Origin of the sequence: Burkholderia singularis, assembly GCF_900176645.1 — a bacterium.
GTDB lineage: Bacteria > Pseudomonadota > Gammaproteobacteria > Burkholderiales > Burkholderiaceae > Burkholderia > Burkholderia singularis.
Genome location: NZ_FXAN01000076.1, coordinates 1 through 18,462, shown reverse-complemented (window position 1 = coordinate 18,462; position 18,462 = coordinate 1). Strand labels below are relative to the sequence as shown.

General features: G+C 67.2%; 9 protein-coding genes and 1 pseudogene. 9 read left to right on the top strand and 1 reads right to left on the bottom strand.

Features of this window, described 5'->3' with window-relative positions:
* Nucleotides 1–66 precede the first annotated feature (66 nt).
* From BSIN_RS17035 to BSIN_RS17010, 6 genes are all read left to right on the top strand, one after another.
* Nucleotides 67–1,341: a hypothetical protein gene (locus BSIN_RS17035; RefSeq protein ID WP_143757479.1), complete on the top strand. Its 1,275-nt coding sequence runs from the start codon at nt 67–69 to the stop codon at nt 1,339–1,341.
* Between the two features lie 21 nt (nt 1,342–1,362).
* Nucleotides 1,363–9,912: a type I polyketide synthase gene (locus BSIN_RS17030; protein WP_089341377.1), complete on the top strand. Its 8,550-nt coding sequence runs from the start codon at nt 1,363–1,365 to the stop codon at nt 9,910–9,912.
* Nucleotides 9,881–10,648 (top strand): hypothetical protein, encoded by a 768-nt coding sequence (locus tag BSIN_RS17025; RefSeq protein WP_089341376.1) that lies wholly within the window; start codon nt 9,881–9,883, stop codon nt 10,646–10,648. The genes BSIN_RS17030 and BSIN_RS17025 overlap by 32 nt, the downstream gene beginning before the upstream one ends.
* 89 nt (nt 10,649–10,737) lie before the next feature.
* On the top strand, nt 10,738–11,355 hold the full coding sequence (locus BSIN_RS17020) for a nitroreductase family protein (RefSeq protein ID WP_218192427.1): 618 nt from the start codon (nt 10,738–10,740) through the stop codon (nt 11,353–11,355).
* A 61-nt stretch (nt 11,356–11,416) separates the two neighbouring features.
* A complete protein-coding gene (gene acnA / locus BSIN_RS17015; RefSeq protein ID WP_089341375.1) occupies nt 11,417–14,116 on the top strand; it encodes an aconitate hydratase AcnA in 2,700 nt (899 codons plus the stop codon).
* A 105-nt stretch (nt 14,117–14,221) separates the two neighbouring features.
* Nucleotides 14,222–14,668, top strand: a complete 447-nt coding sequence (locus BSIN_RS17010) for a PaaI family thioesterase (protein WP_059515587.1) — start codon at nt 14,222–14,224, stop codon at nt 14,666–14,668.
* Between the two features lie 45 nt (nt 14,669–14,713).
* Here BSIN_RS17010 and BSIN_RS17005 read toward each other — a convergent pair whose 3' ends face one another.
* Entirely contained in the window at nt 14,714–15,652 is a 939-nt protein-coding gene (locus BSIN_RS17005) for a LysR family transcriptional regulator (protein ID WP_089341374.1), read from the bottom strand.
* A gap of 270 nt (nt 15,653–15,922) precedes the next feature.
* Here BSIN_RS17005 and BSIN_RS17000 point away from each other — a divergent pair, with 270 nt between their 5' ends.
* The 3 genes and pseudogenes from BSIN_RS17000 to BSIN_RS24950 all read left to right on the top strand — a co-directional run.
* Entirely contained in the window at nt 15,923–16,501 is a 579-nt protein-coding gene (locus BSIN_RS17000) for a TetR/AcrR family transcriptional regulator (protein WP_059515583.1), read from the top strand.
* Between the two features lie 280 nt (nt 16,502–16,781).
* Entirely contained in the window at nt 16,782–18,002 is a 1,221-nt protein-coding gene (locus BSIN_RS16995) for an MFS transporter (RefSeq protein ID WP_069235402.1), read from the top strand.
* A gap of 262 nt (nt 18,003–18,264) precedes the next feature.
* Nucleotides 18,265–18,462, top strand: a pseudogene (locus BSIN_RS24950) (efflux transporter periplasmic adaptor subunit); the annotation flags it as partial.

The following is an 18,462-nucleotide window of genomic DNA, read 5'->3' as shown; positions in this document are numbered from 1 at the left end:
ACGCCCGTTGACGCGTTTGGCCGCGACATCGAAGAGGTGGACAACGTGCGTATCAAGGATGAACTTTTGAGCCGCGAAAGCGGCCTGAAAACCGTTTCGCTCGAACCGATCTGGACGCTGCGCGAGCAGTCGACGGAAATTTTCGACGCGCTGTCGGCCGTCGAGCCCACGCTCAACGACGTCTACGACCTGCTCGGCAGCGAATTGCCGGTGCAGCAGCAATGGGCGTTCGGCGACTACGGCCCGGTGTCGCGGCCGGATCGCCACGTCCGCGCGTTCTATCTCGATCTCGGCAAGCTCAAGAGCGTGCCGAACGGCCAGGGCTACATCGCGATCAAGGGCACCGAGCCGGTGTCCGAGAACTTCGGCAGCATCACGAAGCGCATGGGCGAGATGTGGAACATCTTCAGTTGGACGATCGGCGGACAGGCCCGCCACGTGCTCGAGGATCTGACGCTGATGAACCAGCTCGAACGTTTCCCGATCAGCGAGGGCAAGCCGCCGGGCGTGCATCCGCTGTGGGACGCGGACGACGAAGCGCGCTGCGCGCTTCAATTGCAGAGCGCGTATTACCGCCGCTTCGGGCGCCTGGCCCGGATTCCCACGCCGCTGTTCGTGTACCGCTGGCCGACCGAGGTGCGTGAGCGCGCGCTCGACGTGCTGCGTCCGCAACTGTCGCCGAGAACGGCCACCCTGGTCGAAGCGATGATCCGCGACGATCTGGGCGCTTATGTGTACTACTACCCGTCCTATCCGCTGCGCGCGATGCACGTGCGCGGCGGCGACGTGGGCCCGGAAGTGTCGTATGACAAGCGCCATTCGGTATTGCGCGAACTGTCGGACCCGGATACGGCGATTCAGCGCTGGATTCGCCTGACCGCCGAGTTTCTCGCGCTCGGCTGGATTCCGACCGATCCGTCGCACTTCGGCCGCGGCAATTGCCTGATGGCGCAGAACCTGGTGCTCGACGGCGGGATCGTCGACGTGAACAGCATCCGCCACGTGTCGACCATGCGTGCGCCCGGCGAGCTGGATTTCGCGGTGCGCCAGAGCGTGCGCGAGCTGACGCAGTCGATCAGCTGGTACTTGATCGGCACCGAAGCGGGCATTCCGTGGTTCCAGCGCATTTTCGTCGATGCGTTCGCGCAGGTCTGGGACGTTCTCAAGCGCGAGCTGGCCGATCTCGATGCGCCGGCGCAAATCCAGGCGGTCTTCGCGACCGGCGACGGCGCGTACCGCTCGCTCGACCGGCTGTTCCGCAACTACTTCGAGTTGAGCGCCTACCGGCCGCAAGACGCCGAGTCCAAGGAATACCGCCAACCGGCGCAGGGCCGCAACTGAACCGGAAGAGGAGTCTCTTTCATGCAGATCACCGCATCCACCTTGCGTCGCGATTTTGCCGATCTCGTCAGCGTGCTGCGCTGGCGGGGCGAGCACGAACGCGAGCGCCGGGCGTTCACCTACGTCAGCGACGACAATCTGAGCGACGCGAAGACGCTTTCCTACGGCGAGCTTGATACCCTCGCGCGCGCGATCGGCGCGACGCTCGTGGCGCGCGGCGCGGCGGGCAAGCCCGTATTGCTGATCTTTGGGTCGGGGCTCGATTTCATCGCGGCGTTCTGGGGGTGCCTGTACGCCGGGGCAATGGCCGTGCCGCTCGCGCTGCCGGAGCGTGCGGGGCACGATGGCGCGCTCGCGCGCATCGAGGGCGTCGCGGGCGATGCAAAACCGCATTGCATACTGACGACAGCCGACGCCGACGCGCAGCTCGCCACGCTGTTCGCCGCGTCGCCCGCGCTGCGCGATCTGCCGCGCATTGCGTCGGACCGGATCGAGCCGTCGCAGGCGAGCCGCTGGCAGGCGCCCGAGCCGAGCGGCGAGCGCATCGCGTGTTTGCAGTACACGTCCGGTTCGACGGGCACGGCCAAGGGCGTGATGCTTTCTCACGCCAATTTCCTCGCCAACAGCGAACGTTCGGCTGCGGGCTCGGGGTTCGCGAGCGACAGCGTGCTGGTGACGTGGTCGCCCATGTCGCACGCGGCCGGGCTCATGTATGGCGCGTGCCTGCCGGTCAGCATCGGTTTTCATGCGATCCATCTGGCGACGCAGTTGTTCATCGAGCAGCCGGTGCGCTGGCTGCGGGCGATTTCGCATTTTCGCGCGACGCATTCGGGCGGCCCGAACTTCGCATATGACCTTTGCGTGCAGCGCGTGAAGCCCGAGCAGTGGCAGGCGCTTCGGCTCGACTGCTGGCGCAACGCGTACAGCTCGGGCGAGGCGGTGCGCGCCGAGACGCTGCGGCGCTTTGCCGAAGCGGCGGCGCCGAGCGGTTTCAACGCCGCCGCGTGTCAGCCGTGCTACGGCATCTCGGAAGTGACGATGCGGGTGGCCGAGGCGCCGGCGGGCCGGTTTCCGCTGGTGCGCAAGTTCGACGTCCACGCGCTGGGGCAAGGCCGGGCGATTGCCGTGGCCGACGGCGGCGCGTCGGACGAGGGCATCGAGGCGCTCGGCTACGGGCCGCTTGAGCGGCCCGGCCGCACGATCCGGATCGTCGATCCGCAAACGCTGCGCCGCTGCGAGGACGGCCAGGTCGGCGAAGTCTGGCTGTCCGGCGCGGACGTCGCGCTCGGCTATCTGAACCGGCCCGACGACAGCGAGCAGATTTTCCGCGCGACGCTCGCGGACGATACCGGCGCCTATCTGCGTACCGGCGATCTCGGCGTCGCATTCGACGGCGAACTGTTCCTGGTCGGACGCCTGAAGGAGCTGATCATCATTCGCGGCGCGAATCATTTTCCGCAAGACATCGAGCAGGATGTCGAGCGCGCCGCCGCGCAGGCCGGCGTCGAACGCGCGGCCGCGTTTTCGCATCTGGTCGCCGGAGAGGAAGTGCTCGTCGTGGCCGCGGAGCTGGCGGCCGACGCGCTCGGCCGCACGGACGAGGCTGTGGCGGCGATCCGCGAAGTCGTGAGCCGCAAGCACGGCCTGCGGATTCGCGACATCGTGTTCGTCGCGTCGGGATCGCTGCCGCGCACCGGCAGCGGCAAGCTGCAGCGCACGCTGTGCCGCGCCCGCTATATTGCCGGCGAGCTTGACGCGATCGCGCGCGCACCGCGCCGCAGCGCGCGGGCGGCGGAATATGCGCAGCGCGCGCGCGCCGATCTGCGCGCCTATATCCGTCGCGCGCTTGCCGAGCGCGTGGATCTGCCGGAGGACGAAATCGGTGATCGTCCGTTTGCCGAATACGGGCTCGATTCGCTCGGGCTCGTGAGCTTGGCAGGCGAGCTGAGCGAGCATCTCGGCTGGCCGTTGCCGCCTGTCGCGCTGTATGACCATCCGAGCGTCGACGCGCTGGTCCGGTATTTGACCGAGCGCGACACGGCCGCGCCGAGCGCGCCCGCCGCCGTGCCAGCGGTTCGCCGGTCGGGCGATACGGCCGCACCGGTGGCGATCATCGGGATGTACATCCGGTTTCCGGGCGGCGAGGGCCTCGACGATTATTGGCGGCTGTTGAGCGAAGGCATCGATGCCGTGACGGAGGTGCCCGCGTCGCGTTGGGACGCCGATGCGTTATACGATCCCGAGCCGGGCGCGCCGGGCAAGACCAATAGCCGCTGGGGCGGATTCGTCGACGGCGTCGACCAGTTCGACCGCGAGCTGTTTGGCCTGTCCGAGCGGGCCGCGACCGACACCGATCCGCAACACCGGCTGCTGCTGGAGGCGGCCTGGGCCGCGATCGAGGATGCGGGCATCGCGCCGGCGGCGCTTGCCGGCAGTCCGACCGGCGTGTTCGTCGGAATCTCGCAATCGGATTACGGCCGCATCACGCTCGCGCGCACCCACGATTCCAGCCCGTTCGTATCGACTGGCGCGAGCCCGGCCGTCGCCTCCGGGCGGCTGTCGTACACGTTCGATCTGCACGGGCCGAGCATGTCGATCGATACCGCGTGCTCGTCGTCGCTCGTCGCCGTGCATCATGCGTGCCGCGCGATCGCGAACGGCGAATGCGGCCTTGCGCTCGCGGCGGGCGTCAACCTGATCCTCACGCCGGAGCGCACCATCTCGCTGAGCCATGGCACGTTCTTCTCGCCCGACGGCAAATGCAAGCCGTTCGATGCGAGCGCGAACGGTTACGTGCGCTCGGAGGGCGTCGGCGTGGTGCTGCTCAAGTCGCTCGACGAAGCCGTGCGCGACGGCGACCGGATCTACGCGGTGATCCGCGGCAGCGCGGTGAATCAGGACGGCAAGACCAACGGCCTCACCGCGCCGAACGGCCTCGCGCAACGCGAAGTCGTGCGCGCCGCGTTGCGCAGTGCGGGCCTGCGGCCGCGCGACGTGCATTACGTGGAGGCTCACGGCACCGGCACGGCGCTGGGCGATCCGATCGAAGTCGAGGCGCTCGGCGCGGTATTCGCATCGGACGGCCCGAGAGTCGCGCCGCTTGCGATCGGCTCGCTCAAATCGAATATCGGCCATCTGGAGGCGGCGGCCGGCATCGCCGGGCTGATCAAGGCCGCGCTGTGCCTGCATCGGCATACGCTGGTGCCGACGCTGCATCTCAAGACGCTCAATCCGAACATCCGGTTCGCCGAGCTGCCGATCGTCGTGCAGCAGCGCACCGAGCCGTGGCACGCCGAGTCTGCGCGCGTCGCGGGCGTGAGTTCGTTCGGCTACAGCGGCACGAACGCGCATGTGACGCTCGCGCAAGCGCCCGAGCCCGCGCCGGACGCGCCCGCGGCCCGCGATGCCGATGCCGCCGCCGATGCGCGCGCGCTGCACGCCGTGCGCTCGCGGCACGTGCTGACGCTTTCCGGCGCGAACGAAGGCGCGGTGCGCGAACTGGCGGCCCGCTATGCCGAGTATCTGACGCACGCGGATGCGGCGCAGTTTGCCGACGTGTGCTTCACCGCCGCGACGGCGCGCTCGCATCTGCCGTATCGGCTCGCGGTGGCGGGCGCGACGAGCGCCGATATGGCCGGCGCGCTGCGCTCGTTTGCCGAAGGCCATGCGCGCGCCGGCTCGTCGTTCGCCCGCGTGCCCGCCGGGGCCGCGCCGAAGATCGCGTTTCTCTATACGGGCAGCGGCGCGCAATATGCGGGAATGGGCCGCGATCTCTACGATACCGAGCCCGTGTTTCGCGATGCCCTCGATCGCTGCGAGCGCATCCTGTCGGACGTGCTGGATTTCCCGCTGACCTCGGTGATGTTCGGCGAAGGTGTCGACAAGACGTTGATCGACGAACTGGCGTACCTTCAGCCCGCGCTGTTCGCGTTCGAATACGCGATGACTGAGCTGTGGCGCTCGTGGGGCATCGAGCCGCACGTCGTCATCGGGCACAGCCTCGGTGAGCTTGTCGCGGCCTGCGTCGCCGGCGTGTTCGATCTGGAGGACGGGCTGCGGCTCGTCGCCACGCGCGGGCTACTGATGCAATCGGTGCCGCAAAAGGGCGAAATGCTGTCGATCGTCGCGGATCTTGCGCGCGCGCAAGAGGCGGTGCGCGCGTATCCGGACGAGCTGGCGATCGCCGCGCTCAACGGGCCGCAAAGCATCGTGATTTCGGGCACGGGCGCGGCCATTGGCGCCGTGCAGGCGCAGCTGGAGGCCGAAGGCGTCAAATGCACGCGCTTGCAGGTGTCCGGCGCCGCGCACTCGGCGCTGATGGATCCGATCCTCGATCAGTTCGAAGCCGTTGCGTCGCGCGTGACATTCCGGCCGCCGCGCATCTCGGTGATCTCCAATTTGACGGGCACCGTTGCATCGGCCGAATACATTTGCTCGCCGAAGTATTGGCGGCGGCATATCCGCGATACCGTGCGCTTCGCGCAAGGCATCGAGACGCTGCTCGACAGCCGGTGCGACATCGTGATCGAAGTCGGGCCGCGCCCGACGCTGCTCGGCCTCGCGCGCGAAATCGCGGACGACGCGCAAGGCGTGTGGCTGCCGTCCGTTCACAAGGGGCGCGGCAGCGATGAGCAACTGGCCGAGAGCCTGGGCGCGGTTTATGCGCACGGCGGCCCGGTCGATTGGTCCGCGTTCTATCCGCGCGAGCGCCATCGGCGCCTGCCGGTGCCGACCTATCCGTTCCAGCGCCGCCGCTATTGGGTCAGCGACGATCGGCCGGCCGCCGCGCGCGCGCCGGCGGTGCGGGCCGGCGGCGCGGGCCATCCGCTGCTGGGCCAGCCGCTCGGCATCCTCGGCGCGTTCGAGCAGCCGCTGTCCGTGCTGCCTGCGTTCATCGGCGAACATCACGTGTTCGGCCGCGTGGTATTTCCAGGCGCGGGCTTCATCGAAACGGCGCTGGCGCTGGCGCGCACGCGCTGGGGCGCGGCAACGTACCGGCTGTCCGACGTGAATCTGATGGCGGCGCTCGTCGTCGGCGACGCCGACGAGCGGCATCTGCACATTCATGCGCTTGCCGACGGCGACGATACGCTGCACGTGCGCATCTTCAGCGGCACGCCCGGCGGCGGAGAGCAGGCGGCGGGCGACAGCGTGCCGCCGAGCGAGCATGTGCGCGTCGACGTACAGCGCGCCGGCGACGCCGCACCGTCGCACATCGATTGGGCCGCATTGCGCGCGCGCTGCGACGAGCGCGTGTCCGCCGCCGACCAGTATCAAAGCCTGCACAAACTCGGCTTGCAGATCGGGCCGGCGTTTCAGGGCATGCGCGAGATTTGGCGCGGAGATGGCGAAGCCGTTGCCGAAATCGAGCTGGACGACGCGCGAAGCCGCGAGATCGGTCAGTATCTGATCCATCCCGCGATGCTCGATTGCGGCTTTCAATTGAGCGGCGTCGCGCAGCGCGTGATGCAGGGATTGTCGGTGCCGGTCGGCGTCGAGCGCATCACGTTTTTCGCGTCTCCCGGCAAGCGCGTTCGCTGCCATGCGCGGATTCGCGAGCAGCAGGGGCCGCACATCAAATCGGATGTCCGTTTCTTCGATGCGGACGGCCGCTTGCTGATCGAGATCGAAGGCTACGTCAAGCGCGCGGTTCGGCCCGAAACGCTGATTGGCGCATCCGCCGATTGGGCGCGTTGGGTCTGGCAACAGGAGTGGAGCCCCGCTGCCGCCGTCAGAGTCGCGGCGCGCGCACCGGCGGCCGGCGGCCGCCACTGGCTGGTGCTGGCGCGTGGCGAGTTCGCGGCGGCCCTGCAGCGCTCGCTCGCGGCCGTGGGCGATGCTTGCACGCTGGTCGTGCACGGCGATCACTACGCGCGGCTGCGTGACGGCCGTTTCGTCGCAACTGGAAACGACGCGGACGAATTCGAGCAGATCGTGCGGCAGGCGGCGGCGCACAGCGGGCCGGTGACCGATATCGTCTATGCGTGGCCGGTCGACGCCGATGCGGGCGACGGGCCGCACGATTGGCGCCGATCGCTCGAGACGAACGGCCGCGCAGCATTGCACGTCGTGCAAGGCGCGCTCGCGTACATGGACAAGAGCGGCGCCGCGCTGCGCATATCGTTCGCGACTCGTGGCGCGCAACCTGCCGGCGCCGCTCCGGTGGCGTTCGATCAGGCGCCGCTTTGGGGTTTTGCGCGCGTCGTCAGGCGCGAGCATCCGGAGCTTGAAGGCCGCTTGATCGACCTCGATCCGCAACACGCGGTCGACGCTCAGGCCGATTGGCTCGCGAACGAGCTGCGCGATGCGCCGGCCGGCGCTCAGGATGGCGCAGGCGTGGAAGTGGCGGTGCGCGCCGGCACGCGCTATACGCCGCGGCTCGCGCGTTTCCGGCCGGGCGCGGCGGTGCCGGAGAACCGCGTGCGGCCTGACGCGACCTATCTCGTCACCGGCGGGCTGAGCGGGCTGGGTCTTGCCGCTGCGCGGCGGCTCGTCGAGCGCGGCGCCCGCGCGCTCGCGCTCGTCGGACGGCGCGGCAGCACGCAGGAGGCCGAGCCGGTGCTGCAATGGATGCACGCGCAGGGCGCGCGCGTTTCGGTGTACCGCGCCGACGTGTCGCGCGCCGACGACGTGGCGCGCGTGCTCGCCGACGTGCGCCGCACGCTGCCGCCGCTGCGCGGCGTGATGCACTGTGCGGGGCTGACGGCCGACGGCGCGCTCGAACGGCAGACATGGGCGGGCTTCAACGACGTATTCGGTCCAAAGGCGGATGGCGCATGGCATCTGCACCAGGAAACGCTCGCCGATACGCTCGACTTCTTCGTGCTGTTCTCGTCGAATTCCGCACTTGTCGGCTTGGGCGGTCAGGCGAATTACGCGGCGGCGAACGCGTTCCTCGACGCTTTCGCGCATTACCGGCTCGCCCACGGGCTTCCCGCGCTCGCGATCAATTGGGGGCCGTGGGCCGAAGTCGGCCTGGCCGTGCGCGCGAAGCTCGCGAAAGAGCGCTTGACGATCGATCCGCGCATCGGGCTGCAGGTGCTCGACGGCCTGCTCGATGCCGGCGCGAACGTGCCGCAAGTCGTGGTGCCGACCACCACGGCGCAGAACAGCCCCGCTTCCACCCAGGCCCCGGCGGCCACCGCCTTGCTCGAGCGGCTCGCCAGCATGGGGCCCGACGAGCGGCTCGCGGCGCTGCGCGAATTCGTGCGGGAATCGGTCGCGGCGGTGTCGGGCAAGGCGGTGGGTGACGTTCCCGACGATCAGCCCGTCGTCGATCTCGGGCTCGATTCGCTGATGACCGTCGAATTGCGGCTGAAGCTCGGCAGCGCGATGGGCGGTAAGCGATTGCCGAGCACGTTCACGCTCAATCATCCGAGCGTCGCCGCGATGGCCGATCAACTGATGCGCGATTTGCCGGCGCTTGCGCCGCAAGCACAGGCGCGGGCCGATGGCGCAATTGCCGGCGGCGCGCACGCCGGCGCGGCGGGCGGCCAGACGCCGGAGCGCGCGGGCGCCGCTGGCGGTGCGGCGGCGGGCGAGGCGTCCAACGTGGTGTCGCTGCCGGGCGATGCGTCGAAGACGCCGCTCGTGCTGGTTCACGGCATGGGCGGCTATGCATGGTCCTACTTGCCGTTGCGTCAGTACCTCGGGGACCGGCCGATCACGCTGCTCAACAAGGTGCTCGGCGGCGAGACGCTGCCCGAATACGTCGCTTTGCTGGTGGAGACGCTCAGAAGCCGGCAGCCGCATGGCCCTTATCTGCTGGGCGGCTGGTCCGCTGGCGGACGCCTGGCGTTCGAGGTGGCGGCGTTGCTCGAGCACCAGGGCGAGCGCGTGCTCGGCGTGCTGATGTTCGACGTTTATCGGCAGACGGGCGTGCGGCTCGAGAAATTCATCGAAGCGCGCAAGCTGATGGATGCCGATCCATCGCACGATGCGCTCGCGGGCATGCACCCGATCGAGCGCCTGGTCACCGTGTTCGGCACGGACATCCGGCTCGCGAGCGCGGGCGACGTCTTGCATCTCGCGCGGCTCGTGCTGCCCCACGTATCCGCGCCGCCGCAGCTCGCGAGCGCCGGGATGGCGCAAACGGCGCAATGGTTCCTCGATCAGCTCGCCGAGAACGGGCGCGGCCTGATGCTGCCCGATCCGAGCGGCGAGACGACCGAGGCGCTCGAAACGCTGTTCACGATCCGGCGTTTCTACCGGATGACGATGGGCGAAATCGACGGGCCCGTCACGCTGGCGGCGCGCGCATTCTCGATCAACGTCGAGGGCAACGTGTTCTCGCGCGGCTGGGAGCGGCACTTCGCAGAGCCGATCCGCGAGCTGGACGTGCGCATCGACGCTGTCGAGGCGCCGCAGCTTACGCCGTTCTCGCGTTTTGCCGAGCACATTGCGCTGTTCGATCGCGAAAACGTGCAGCGCTTCGGGCCGCAGGTGGCAGAGTTTGTCGCGTCGCTCGACGGCGACACGTCCGGCAAGCACGACGCCGGTTCGCAACAAGCGGACGGTCCGCGAAAAGAGGAGAAGCGCAATGCGACAGCCATTCTTTCTGACCACGCTTGAGGCGGCCACGCGCGGGCTTGCGCCCGAAGCCCGGCTCGCGCATCCGTTTCTGCGTGAACGGATCGAGGGCGCGGACGCGGTCGTGCGCAGCCTCGGTCATCTCGAGGAGGCGCTCGGCGACGAAGCCAGCGCGTACCTCGAATTCCGCGGCGACGCCGCCGCTGCCGTGGCATGGCGCGCCGGCAAGCCAGATCGGCGCATCGAAGGCGTGACGCTCGCGCTGACGAACGCCGACGGGATGATCGACGACGTGCGCGTCGCGGTGCGGCCGCTGCAATGGCTCGGTCCCTGGCGGGACCGGTTGCGGCGTGTGATGACGGCATGGAACGAGGAGCGCACGCTCGATCCGGCCGGCTCCGCCGAGGCGGCCGCCAGCGAGCCCGTGCCCCGGCGGTTGCCGTTTCCGTTGAGCGACGAGGCCGTTTTCCACGGTCCGGCGTTCGTGCGGCCGGTGTACGGAGCGGCCGCCGTGTCTCACGTGCTCGGTCATGCGGGCGCGGTGTACGGCGAATGCGAATACGGCCCGGCGTTGCGCAACGGCGCGCATTTTCTGCGGGCCTTCACGTCGAAGCGCTTGCCGCTCGAAATCGTCAGCATCGCGCATCTCGATAGCGGCGAGCGCATCGACGAATGGACCGCCTTCATGCAACCGTGGCCGAGCATGGTGCTGTTTCGCGATCATCTCCGAAGCCGCTTGGGCGGCTATCTGGATGCGTCGTTTTACGGCGACGCGTAGCGTTCGCGGCGCGGCGGCGCACCGGCGGGCCATTCCGGTGCGCCGCCGCCGCGGCAAATTTCAGCCGGCCGCCGTCGGCACGATGACGCATGCAAACGAAATCCCACGAGGCTGATTCGCTCATGACCGATTTTCTTGCTCCTCTTCTCAAGCGGCGCTCCACGCCGATTCGTCAACTCGGCGGCTCAGCCCCCGATCCTGCGACGCTGAATCGTCTGCTGGAGGCCGCCATTCGCGTGCCGGATCACGGCAAGCTCGAACCGTTTCGGCTGATTCTGCTCGAAGGCGAGGCCAAGCTGGACTTCGGCGAGCGGCTCGTCGAACGGGCGCTGCGCCGGGAGCCCGGATTGTCCGCCGCTCAGCAGGAAAAAGAGCGGTTGCGCTATACGTTCGCGCCGCTCGTAATCGCCGTGATCGCGCGTATCGATCCCGCGCACAAGGTGCCGGTGCTGGAGCAGCAGCTCAGCGCCGGCTGCGTCGCGTACAACCTGCTGCTCGGCGCATCGCAAATCGGGCTCGGCGCGCAATGGCTGACGGGCTGGGCGGCTTACGATCCCGAAGTCGCCGCGTTGCTGGGCCTGATGCCGAACGAACAGGTGATCGGTTTCGTGCATCTGGGCCAAGCACGCGGCGAGCTGCCCGAGCGCAGCCGGCCGGAGCTGGGCAAGCTGGTGAGCCGATGGAAGCCGGCGACGGTCACCGCGTAAGACAAGGCGGGCCTATTCGATCCGATCCGATTCGCGCACGCCTCCTGACAGATCACGCTCCATGACGCACTTCAGCCATTTCCATCAGACGTTTCCCATGCCGCTGCCGGACGGCTCGCGCGCACGCTTCGTGTCGCTGCGCGAGGTGGCGCGCAGCCATGCGCAGGTGAGCCGCTTTCCGGCGTCGATACGCATCCTGCTAGAAGCCGCATTGCGCCGCTGCGACGGCACGGCCGCCACGGCGCAACAAGCGCACGCGATACTCGACTGGCGTCCGGGGTGCAGCCACGACATCGCGCTCTGGGTGTCGCGCGTGCTGCTGCAGGACGCATCCGGCATTCCGCTGTTAGGCGACCTCGCGGCCATGCGCAGCGCGGCCGTGCGGGCGGGCGCGCGGCCGCAGGCCGTTCAGCCGGCGTTGCCGGTCGATCTCGTCATCGATCATTCGGTCGTCGTCGATGCCTATGGCGATGCGCACGCGCGGCAGGCCAATCTCGCCGCCGAACATCGGCTCAATGCCGAGCGCTTCGAGTTCGTCAAATGGGCCGCGCAGGCGTTCCGGAACGTGCGCGTGGTGCCGCCGGGGCGCGGTATCGTTCATCAGGTCAACCTCGAGTTTCTCGCCGACGTGGTCGTGCAGCGCGACGGCTGGATTTATCCCGAAACGATTGTCGGCACCGATTCGCACACGACGATGATCAACGGCCTGGGTGTGCTCGGCTGGGGCGTGGGCGGCCTCGAGGCCGAGATCGCGCTGCTCGGCGAGCCGCTTTATCAGCGCGTGCCGGATATCGTCGCGGTGCGGCTGACGGGGCGGCCCGACGGCCGGGTGTATGCGACCGATATCGCGCTGCACCTGACGCACGCGCTGCGCGAATTCGGCGTGGTCGGCAAATTGCTCGAATTCGTCGGTCCGGGGGCGCGCGGCCTGTCGCTGCCGGATCGCGCGACGATCGCGAACATGGCGCCGGAGTATGGCGCGACGAGCGCGTATTGGGGGATCGACGACGCCACGCTCGCCTACTTGCGGCAAACCGGGCGTTCGGCCGAGCAGGTCGAGATGATCCGAGCGTACTGCATCGAGCAGGGGCTGTTCGGGATTCCCGACGCCGAGCCGTTCGATTATTCGGCGGTCGTCGATGTCGATTTGTCCAGCGTGCGGCCCACGCTGGCCGGTCCATCCCGGCCGCATCAGAAGCTCACGCTCGCGCAGGTGAGCGCCAGCAGCGCCGCCGCCGGGCGACCGGCGCAGGCACCCGCCCGGCTCGATCACGGCGCCGTCGTGCTGGCCGCGATCACGTCCTGCACCAACACCGCCAATCCGGCGGCGATGCTGGCGGCTGGCCTGCTCGCGCAACGCGCGCTTGCGCGCGGATTGCGCCCGCCATCCTATGTGAAGACCGTGCTCGCGCCCGGCTCTCGCGCGGTGACGCGCTACCTCGAGCGCGCCGGCTTGCTCGACGCGTTGCAGCGGCTCGGCTTTTTCGTCGCCGCATACGGGTGCGCGTCGTGCGTCGGCAATACCGGCGCGCTTGCCGAGGGCGTCGAAGCGGCTATCGGCGAGCGCGATTTGTCGGTGGCGGCGGTGCTGTCCGGAAATCGGAACTTCGACGGAAGAATCCACCGGTCGATCAAGGCCAATTATCTGGCGAACCCCGCGCTCGTCGTCGCTTATGCGTTGGCGGGCACCATTTCCATCGACTTCGATACGCAGCCGCTCGCGTTCGATTCGTCGGGCGCGCCCGTTTTCCTCGCGCAGCTGTGGCCGGACAAATCGGAAATCGATGCGCTTGTCGGCGAGGTGGTCGATGAGCACGCTTATGCCGGTCTCTATCCGCGCGAACCTGGCGGCGCGCTGCGCGAGCGCGGCGACGTCAGCGACAACCCCGGCGATCGCAACATCCACGCCGATTCAGATCCGGACGCCGCGTGGCAGCAAATCGAAGCCCCGGTGGGCATGGTGTTCCAGTGGCGCAAAACGTCCGGCTATTTCGTCGAGCCGCCGTTCTTCGAGCGAGTGTCCGGCGTGTCGGCGCCATTCGGCCCGATTCGCGGCGCGCGCGTGCTGGGCGTGTTCGGCGACAACGTAACGACCGACCACATCAGCCCGGTCGGCGAGATCGCCGCCGATAGCGACGCGGCACGCTATCTGCGCGAGCAGGGCGTGGCGCCGCACGAATTCAACAGCTACGGCGCGCGCCGCTGCAATCACCACGTGATGATCCGGGGCACGTTCGCGAATCCGCGCCTGCAAAACCGGCTGACGGGTCTCGGCGCCGGCCCTCTCGCGCGTTCGGCGCGCGACGGCGCGGTGCGTAGCCTGTTCGACGTCGCGATGGAAAATCTCGCCGACCGCGCGCCCAGCGTGATCGTCGCCGGCGCGCTCTACGGTTGCGGCAGCGCGCGTGACTGGGCGGCGAAGGGCACGTCGCTGCTCGGCGTCGCGGCGGTGGTGGCCAAGAGCTTCGAGCGCATCCATCGCAGCAATCTCGCGCTGATGGGCGTGCTGCCGATCGAGATCGGCGCGTCGGGCGCGCTCGACGCGCTGGCATGGGATGGCTCCGAGCGCGTCGATATCGAATTCGATTCGGCCGCGCGCGCGCCGCGTCCGCCCGCGACCGTCACGGTTAGCCGCAACGGAGATGAAATCGCCAGAGTCGTCGGTACGCTGCGCATCGATACTGCGGCGGAATGGCGCTACGTGCGCGAAGGCGGCGTGTTGCGCGCGATCTTTGCGAAAAGCATCGCGCCGCGCGATTGAACGACGCCGCCGCCCGCGCGTGTTGCGCATCGAATCCGGCGTACCATTACGCTCTGGAATCGACGCCGTCAATCCGAATGGCCGATTAACGCGCAGAGGCTGAGCATGGCTCAAATCCCGATGTCCGGACTGCAGATGTTGCGCGCGGCGGCAGCCGGCGAATTGCCGCATGCCCCGATGTGGACGACGACGCCGATGCGCGCGGAACTCATCGAAGCCGGCTACGTAAAAGTGACAGCTCGCGCCGACGAGCGGCACCTGAATTCGCAGGGCGCCGTGCACGGCGGTTTTGTGGCGACCGTGCTCGATACGGTTACGGGCTGCGCCGTTCACACGATGCTCGATGCCGGCGTCGGCTACGCGACGATCGATTTGAACGTCAAGATGCTGCGTCCGGCGCCGCAGTCTGTCGACCTGATTGCCGAGGGCAAGGTCGTTCACTTATCCAGAAGCCTGGGCGTGGCCGAGGGCGTGCTGTCGACGGCGGACGGCAAGAAGATCGCGTTGGCGACGGCCACCTGCTTTATCCGGCGGGCGGACGCCGCACGATAGCGGGGCCGCTCGCCGGGCAGCGCGTTCGTTGATTGACCTCGCCGGTCACGCGACCGTCTCCGCCGCGCTTTGATCAGAACGGTTGCTGGAATCCTGCCCGTCGTTGCGCACGAATTCGTTCAGGTGATCGACGAACGCGCGCACCTTCGGCGGAAAATATTGCGACGGATAAACGAGATCGATGCCGACGCACGGCAACCGGTAGTCGTCCAGCAGGCTGGCGAGCGTGCCGCGGGCGAGATCGTCGTTGACCAGATAGCGCGGCAGGATCGCGATCCCCATCTCCAATAGCGCGAACTGCCGCAGCATATCCGCGTTATTGGTTCGCGCGGCGTTGTTGAAGCTCACGCGCACCGGCCCGTGTGGCCCGGAGAATTCCAATTGGTCCACGTGCCGCTCGCATGGCAGATGCAGCCACGCGTGCGTCGACAATTCCGCGGGATGGCTCGGCAGGCCGTATCGGCGCAGATAGCCCGGCGATGCGCAAACCGTCATGTGATGGGTGATCAAACGGCGCCTGACGATGCGGTCGCCCGTCGTCTGCCTGCCGGTGAGCAGGCCCACGTCGAAGCGCTCGTCGATCAGGCTGACCTGCCGGTCCGTCAGCGTGACGTCCAGCGTGACCTGCGGATAGCGTTGCGTATAAGCATTGAGCATCGACGAAAAGCCGTGCAGCCCGAACGTGACCGGTGCCACGATACGCAGCGTGCCTGCAGGTGGGTGCGAGTTGGTCGCGACCAATTGCTCGGCGCGCTCGATATCTCGAAGCACTTCGCGCACACATTCGAGATAGGCCCGCCCCTGCTCGGTCAGGGACAGACGTCGCGTGCTGCGCTGGAACAGGCGGGCGTTCAGATGATGCTCGAGCGACGCGATCTGCCGCGTCGCCAGCGAGTTGGAGATATTCATTGACTTCGCGGCCCGGGAATAATTGCCGAGTTCGGCGATCCGGACGAAGGTACGTATCGACTGTAAGTAGTCCATTGGACAGTCCCTGTCTCTATTTTTGGCCGCAAACAGAGGCCGCGGTCGCTTCGCGGTCCGCTGCGGGCTGGGTGGTGGCCGGGAGCCATCGGACGCGGTTGCGCTTCCCGAGGGTTCTTGACGGATTAGGTCGAGCGTCCTAGTATGCAGGCATTGTAGGACGAGAATCCTAATTTCGCTGCGCAAAATCAGGGCAACACGGACGGTTCGGCAGATGGACGCATCGCCGGGCTTGTTCCGCGTGGCGCCCGGCAACACAAAGGTGTGTTCATGAAAGCCGAAGCAACCCGCGATCTCATCGTCAATTCCGCCGATGAGTTGTTTTACCAGCACGGTTACGGCCGCACATCCTTCTCGGATATCGCGGACGCGGTGAAGATTTCGCGCGGCAATTTCTACTACCACTTCAAAACCAAGGACGAGATCCTCGACGCCGTGATCGACGTGCGTCAGGTGAACATCCAATCGATGCTGGAGGAGTGGGAGGCCGAATGGCCGGAGCCGCTCGACCGCCTCAAGCGTTTCGCGAACATGCTGATCGTGAACCGGGGCAAGATCATCCGTTCCGGCTGTCCGGTCGGTACGCTTTGCGCCGAACTGACGAAGCTCGATCATGTTGCGCAGAACCGGGCGAACGAACTGTTTACGGCGTTTCGGGCGTGGCTGTGCGAGCAATTCGTGCTGCTTGGCCACGATGCCGACGCCGAGGCCGATATGTTGGCGATGCATCTGCTATCGCGTACGCAAGGCGTCGCGATGCTGGCGAACGCTTATTCCGATGAGGTATTTCTCCGGCGTGAGGTCAAGCAGATCTGCGAGTGGCTGGACACAGTCGTACAACGCAACTGATGCCGCCGGCGGCTGACGGGCGGGGGCGCCCGGGCCGATACGGCGGGTGAACGGTCGGCCGGTCGGGCAGCTTGCGGCTCAAACGAAGGCATCGATATCGAAGCACGGTAAAGCGGCGTTGTGGCGAGCGGCTGCTCCGAAACAATCAATTCGGATCACTAAACAAAATGCTCGTGGTGGCGAGGCTGCGTTTAGCCAGGTCCGGCGAATTTCGGTACGGTGGTCGCGGCGGCTTGTGCGATCAGCATGCCGGCCAGTTTGATATTTTTTGGGAGATGCAATGGAATCAGCTCAGCTCAATTCGAAACGTCCGCTCTATTGGCTGGCGCTAGGCGCGTTCGCGCTATCGACAGAGGGTTTCATGATCGCCCCGCTGTTGCCGAGCATCTCCAGCGATCTGTCGGTCAGCGTGGGCGTCGCGGGGTTGCTCGTCACGGTTTTCGCATTCGCCTATGCGATCAGCTCGCCGATTCTCACGACGCTCACGGGCAATCTCAACCGGCGCATCCTGCTGATATTCAGTCTTGCCGCATTCACCGTTGCCAACGTGGCGGCGTGGTATTCGACCAGCTTCTTCCAATTGATGGGCGCGCGAATCCTGCTGGCGTTTGCTGCCGGACTTTACCTGCCGAACGCCAATGCGGTAGCCGGATCGCTGGTCGCGCCTGAGCAGCGCGGGCGCGCCTTGTCGATCGTCAATGGCGGCTCCAGCCTCGCGATCGCGCTTGGCGTGCCTTTCGGGTCGATCATCGCGAGTTTCGGCAGTTGGCGCACGACGTTCGCGAGCGTGGCCGTGCTCGGGGCGATCGGCACTGTGGGCCTGCTGTTCGGTCTGCCGAAAGGGTTCGGCAAAGGCTTGCCGACGGCGACGCTGACGCAGCGGATTCAAGTGGCGAGCAGGCCCGCCGTATTGATGGCGCTGCTGTCGACGATGCTATGGGCGGCCGGCGCATACACGGTCTATACGTATATCGCGGCGTATATCGGCGACACGCTGAAGGTACATGGATCGCTGCTGAGCGGCGTGCTGTTCGTCTGGGGGGTATCGGCCGTGACCGGGATGATCTCGGGCGGCCGCCTGACCGACAGGCTTGGGTCGCATCGGGTCATCGTGCTTGCATTGAGCGTGCTGACGGCGGCGTTCGTGGCGTTGTCGGCGATCAATGCGTATGTTCCGCCGCCGCTTGCGGTGGTTCCGGTGATCGTTGCGGTGATTCTGTGGGGTGCGTCGGTCTGGGGGTTCATTCCGCCGCAGCAATCCAGGCTCATCGGCATCGGCGGGGTGAATGTCGCGCCCGTCGCACTTTCGTTGAATGCGTCGTTCATGTACATCGGCTTTTCGTTGGGCTCTGCCCTGGGCGGATTTGCGCTGAGCAGGCAAGGGGTGGGCAGCCTCGGTTTGATCGGCGCGGCGCTCGAAGCGGTTTCGCTGGGCATCGTGCTGCTTACCGCCCGGAAAAAGGCGGCCCGCGCTGCGACGCGGGAGTTGGTAGACGGTTGAGCTGCATTGTTTGGTTGTCTGGCACGCCTTCTGCGCCGATCGGCGGGATGGCGGCGCCATGCCAACGTTGCTGGTTGCACTCGAAGTGAATGCCGATTCTGTCGCGATGGCGGCAGGTCGGCTGCAGTGTGGGGCACGGAGCGCCTGAGGCACAGGCTGCTGTTCTGAATGCTCGAATGCTTGCCGAAACCGGTGTGGCATTTCGAAATTTCAGTACGTTAGTAATACTTAAAAAAATATCGATCGATCGGGAAATACCGAGATGAAGATTTTGCATACTCGCCGCTCTCGCATTGTGTTGGCCGGAGTTGCCGCAGTTGCATTCGCGGGCTTCGGTTTGGCGGGCGTGATCGGTGTGCGGGCGAGCGCACCCGACAAAGCGCAGGCGCCGCTGACGGAAGTGGACGTGGCTGGGGTGCTGTCGAAGACGGTGACGGATTGGCAGAGCTATTCGGGGCGT

What these genes read in the sequence shown, in the direction of transcription:
- BSIN_RS17010 (WP_059515587.1), top strand. Translation starts at nt 14,222, where the DNA reads ATGGCTCAAATCCCGATGTCCGGACTGCAGATGTTGCGCGCGGCGGCA.
- BSIN_RS17000 (WP_059515583.1), top strand. Translation starts at nt 15,923, where the DNA reads ATGAAAGCCGAAGCAACCCGCGATCTCATCGTCAATTCCGCCGATGAG.
- BSIN_RS17005 (WP_089341374.1), bottom strand. Translation starts at nt 15,652, where the DNA reads ATGGACTACTTACAGTCGATACGTACCTTCGTCCGGATCGCCGAACTC.
- acnA (WP_089341375.1), top strand. Translation starts at nt 11,417, where the DNA reads ATGACGCACTTCAGCCATTTCCATCAGACGTTTCCCATGCCGCTGCCG.
- BSIN_RS17025 (WP_089341376.1), top strand. Translation starts at nt 9,881, where the DNA reads ATGCGACAGCCATTCTTTCTGACCACGCTTGAGGCGGCCACGCGCGGG.
- BSIN_RS16995 (WP_069235402.1), top strand. Translation starts at nt 16,782, where the DNA reads ATGGAATCAGCTCAGCTCAATTCGAAACGTCCGCTCTATTGGCTGGCG.
- BSIN_RS17030 (WP_089341377.1), top strand. Translation starts at nt 1,363, where the DNA reads ATGCAGATCACCGCATCCACCTTGCGTCGCGATTTTGCCGATCTCGTC.
- BSIN_RS17020 (WP_218192427.1), top strand. Translation starts at nt 10,738, where the DNA reads ATGCAAACGAAATCCCACGAGGCTGATTCGCTCATGACCGATTTTCTT.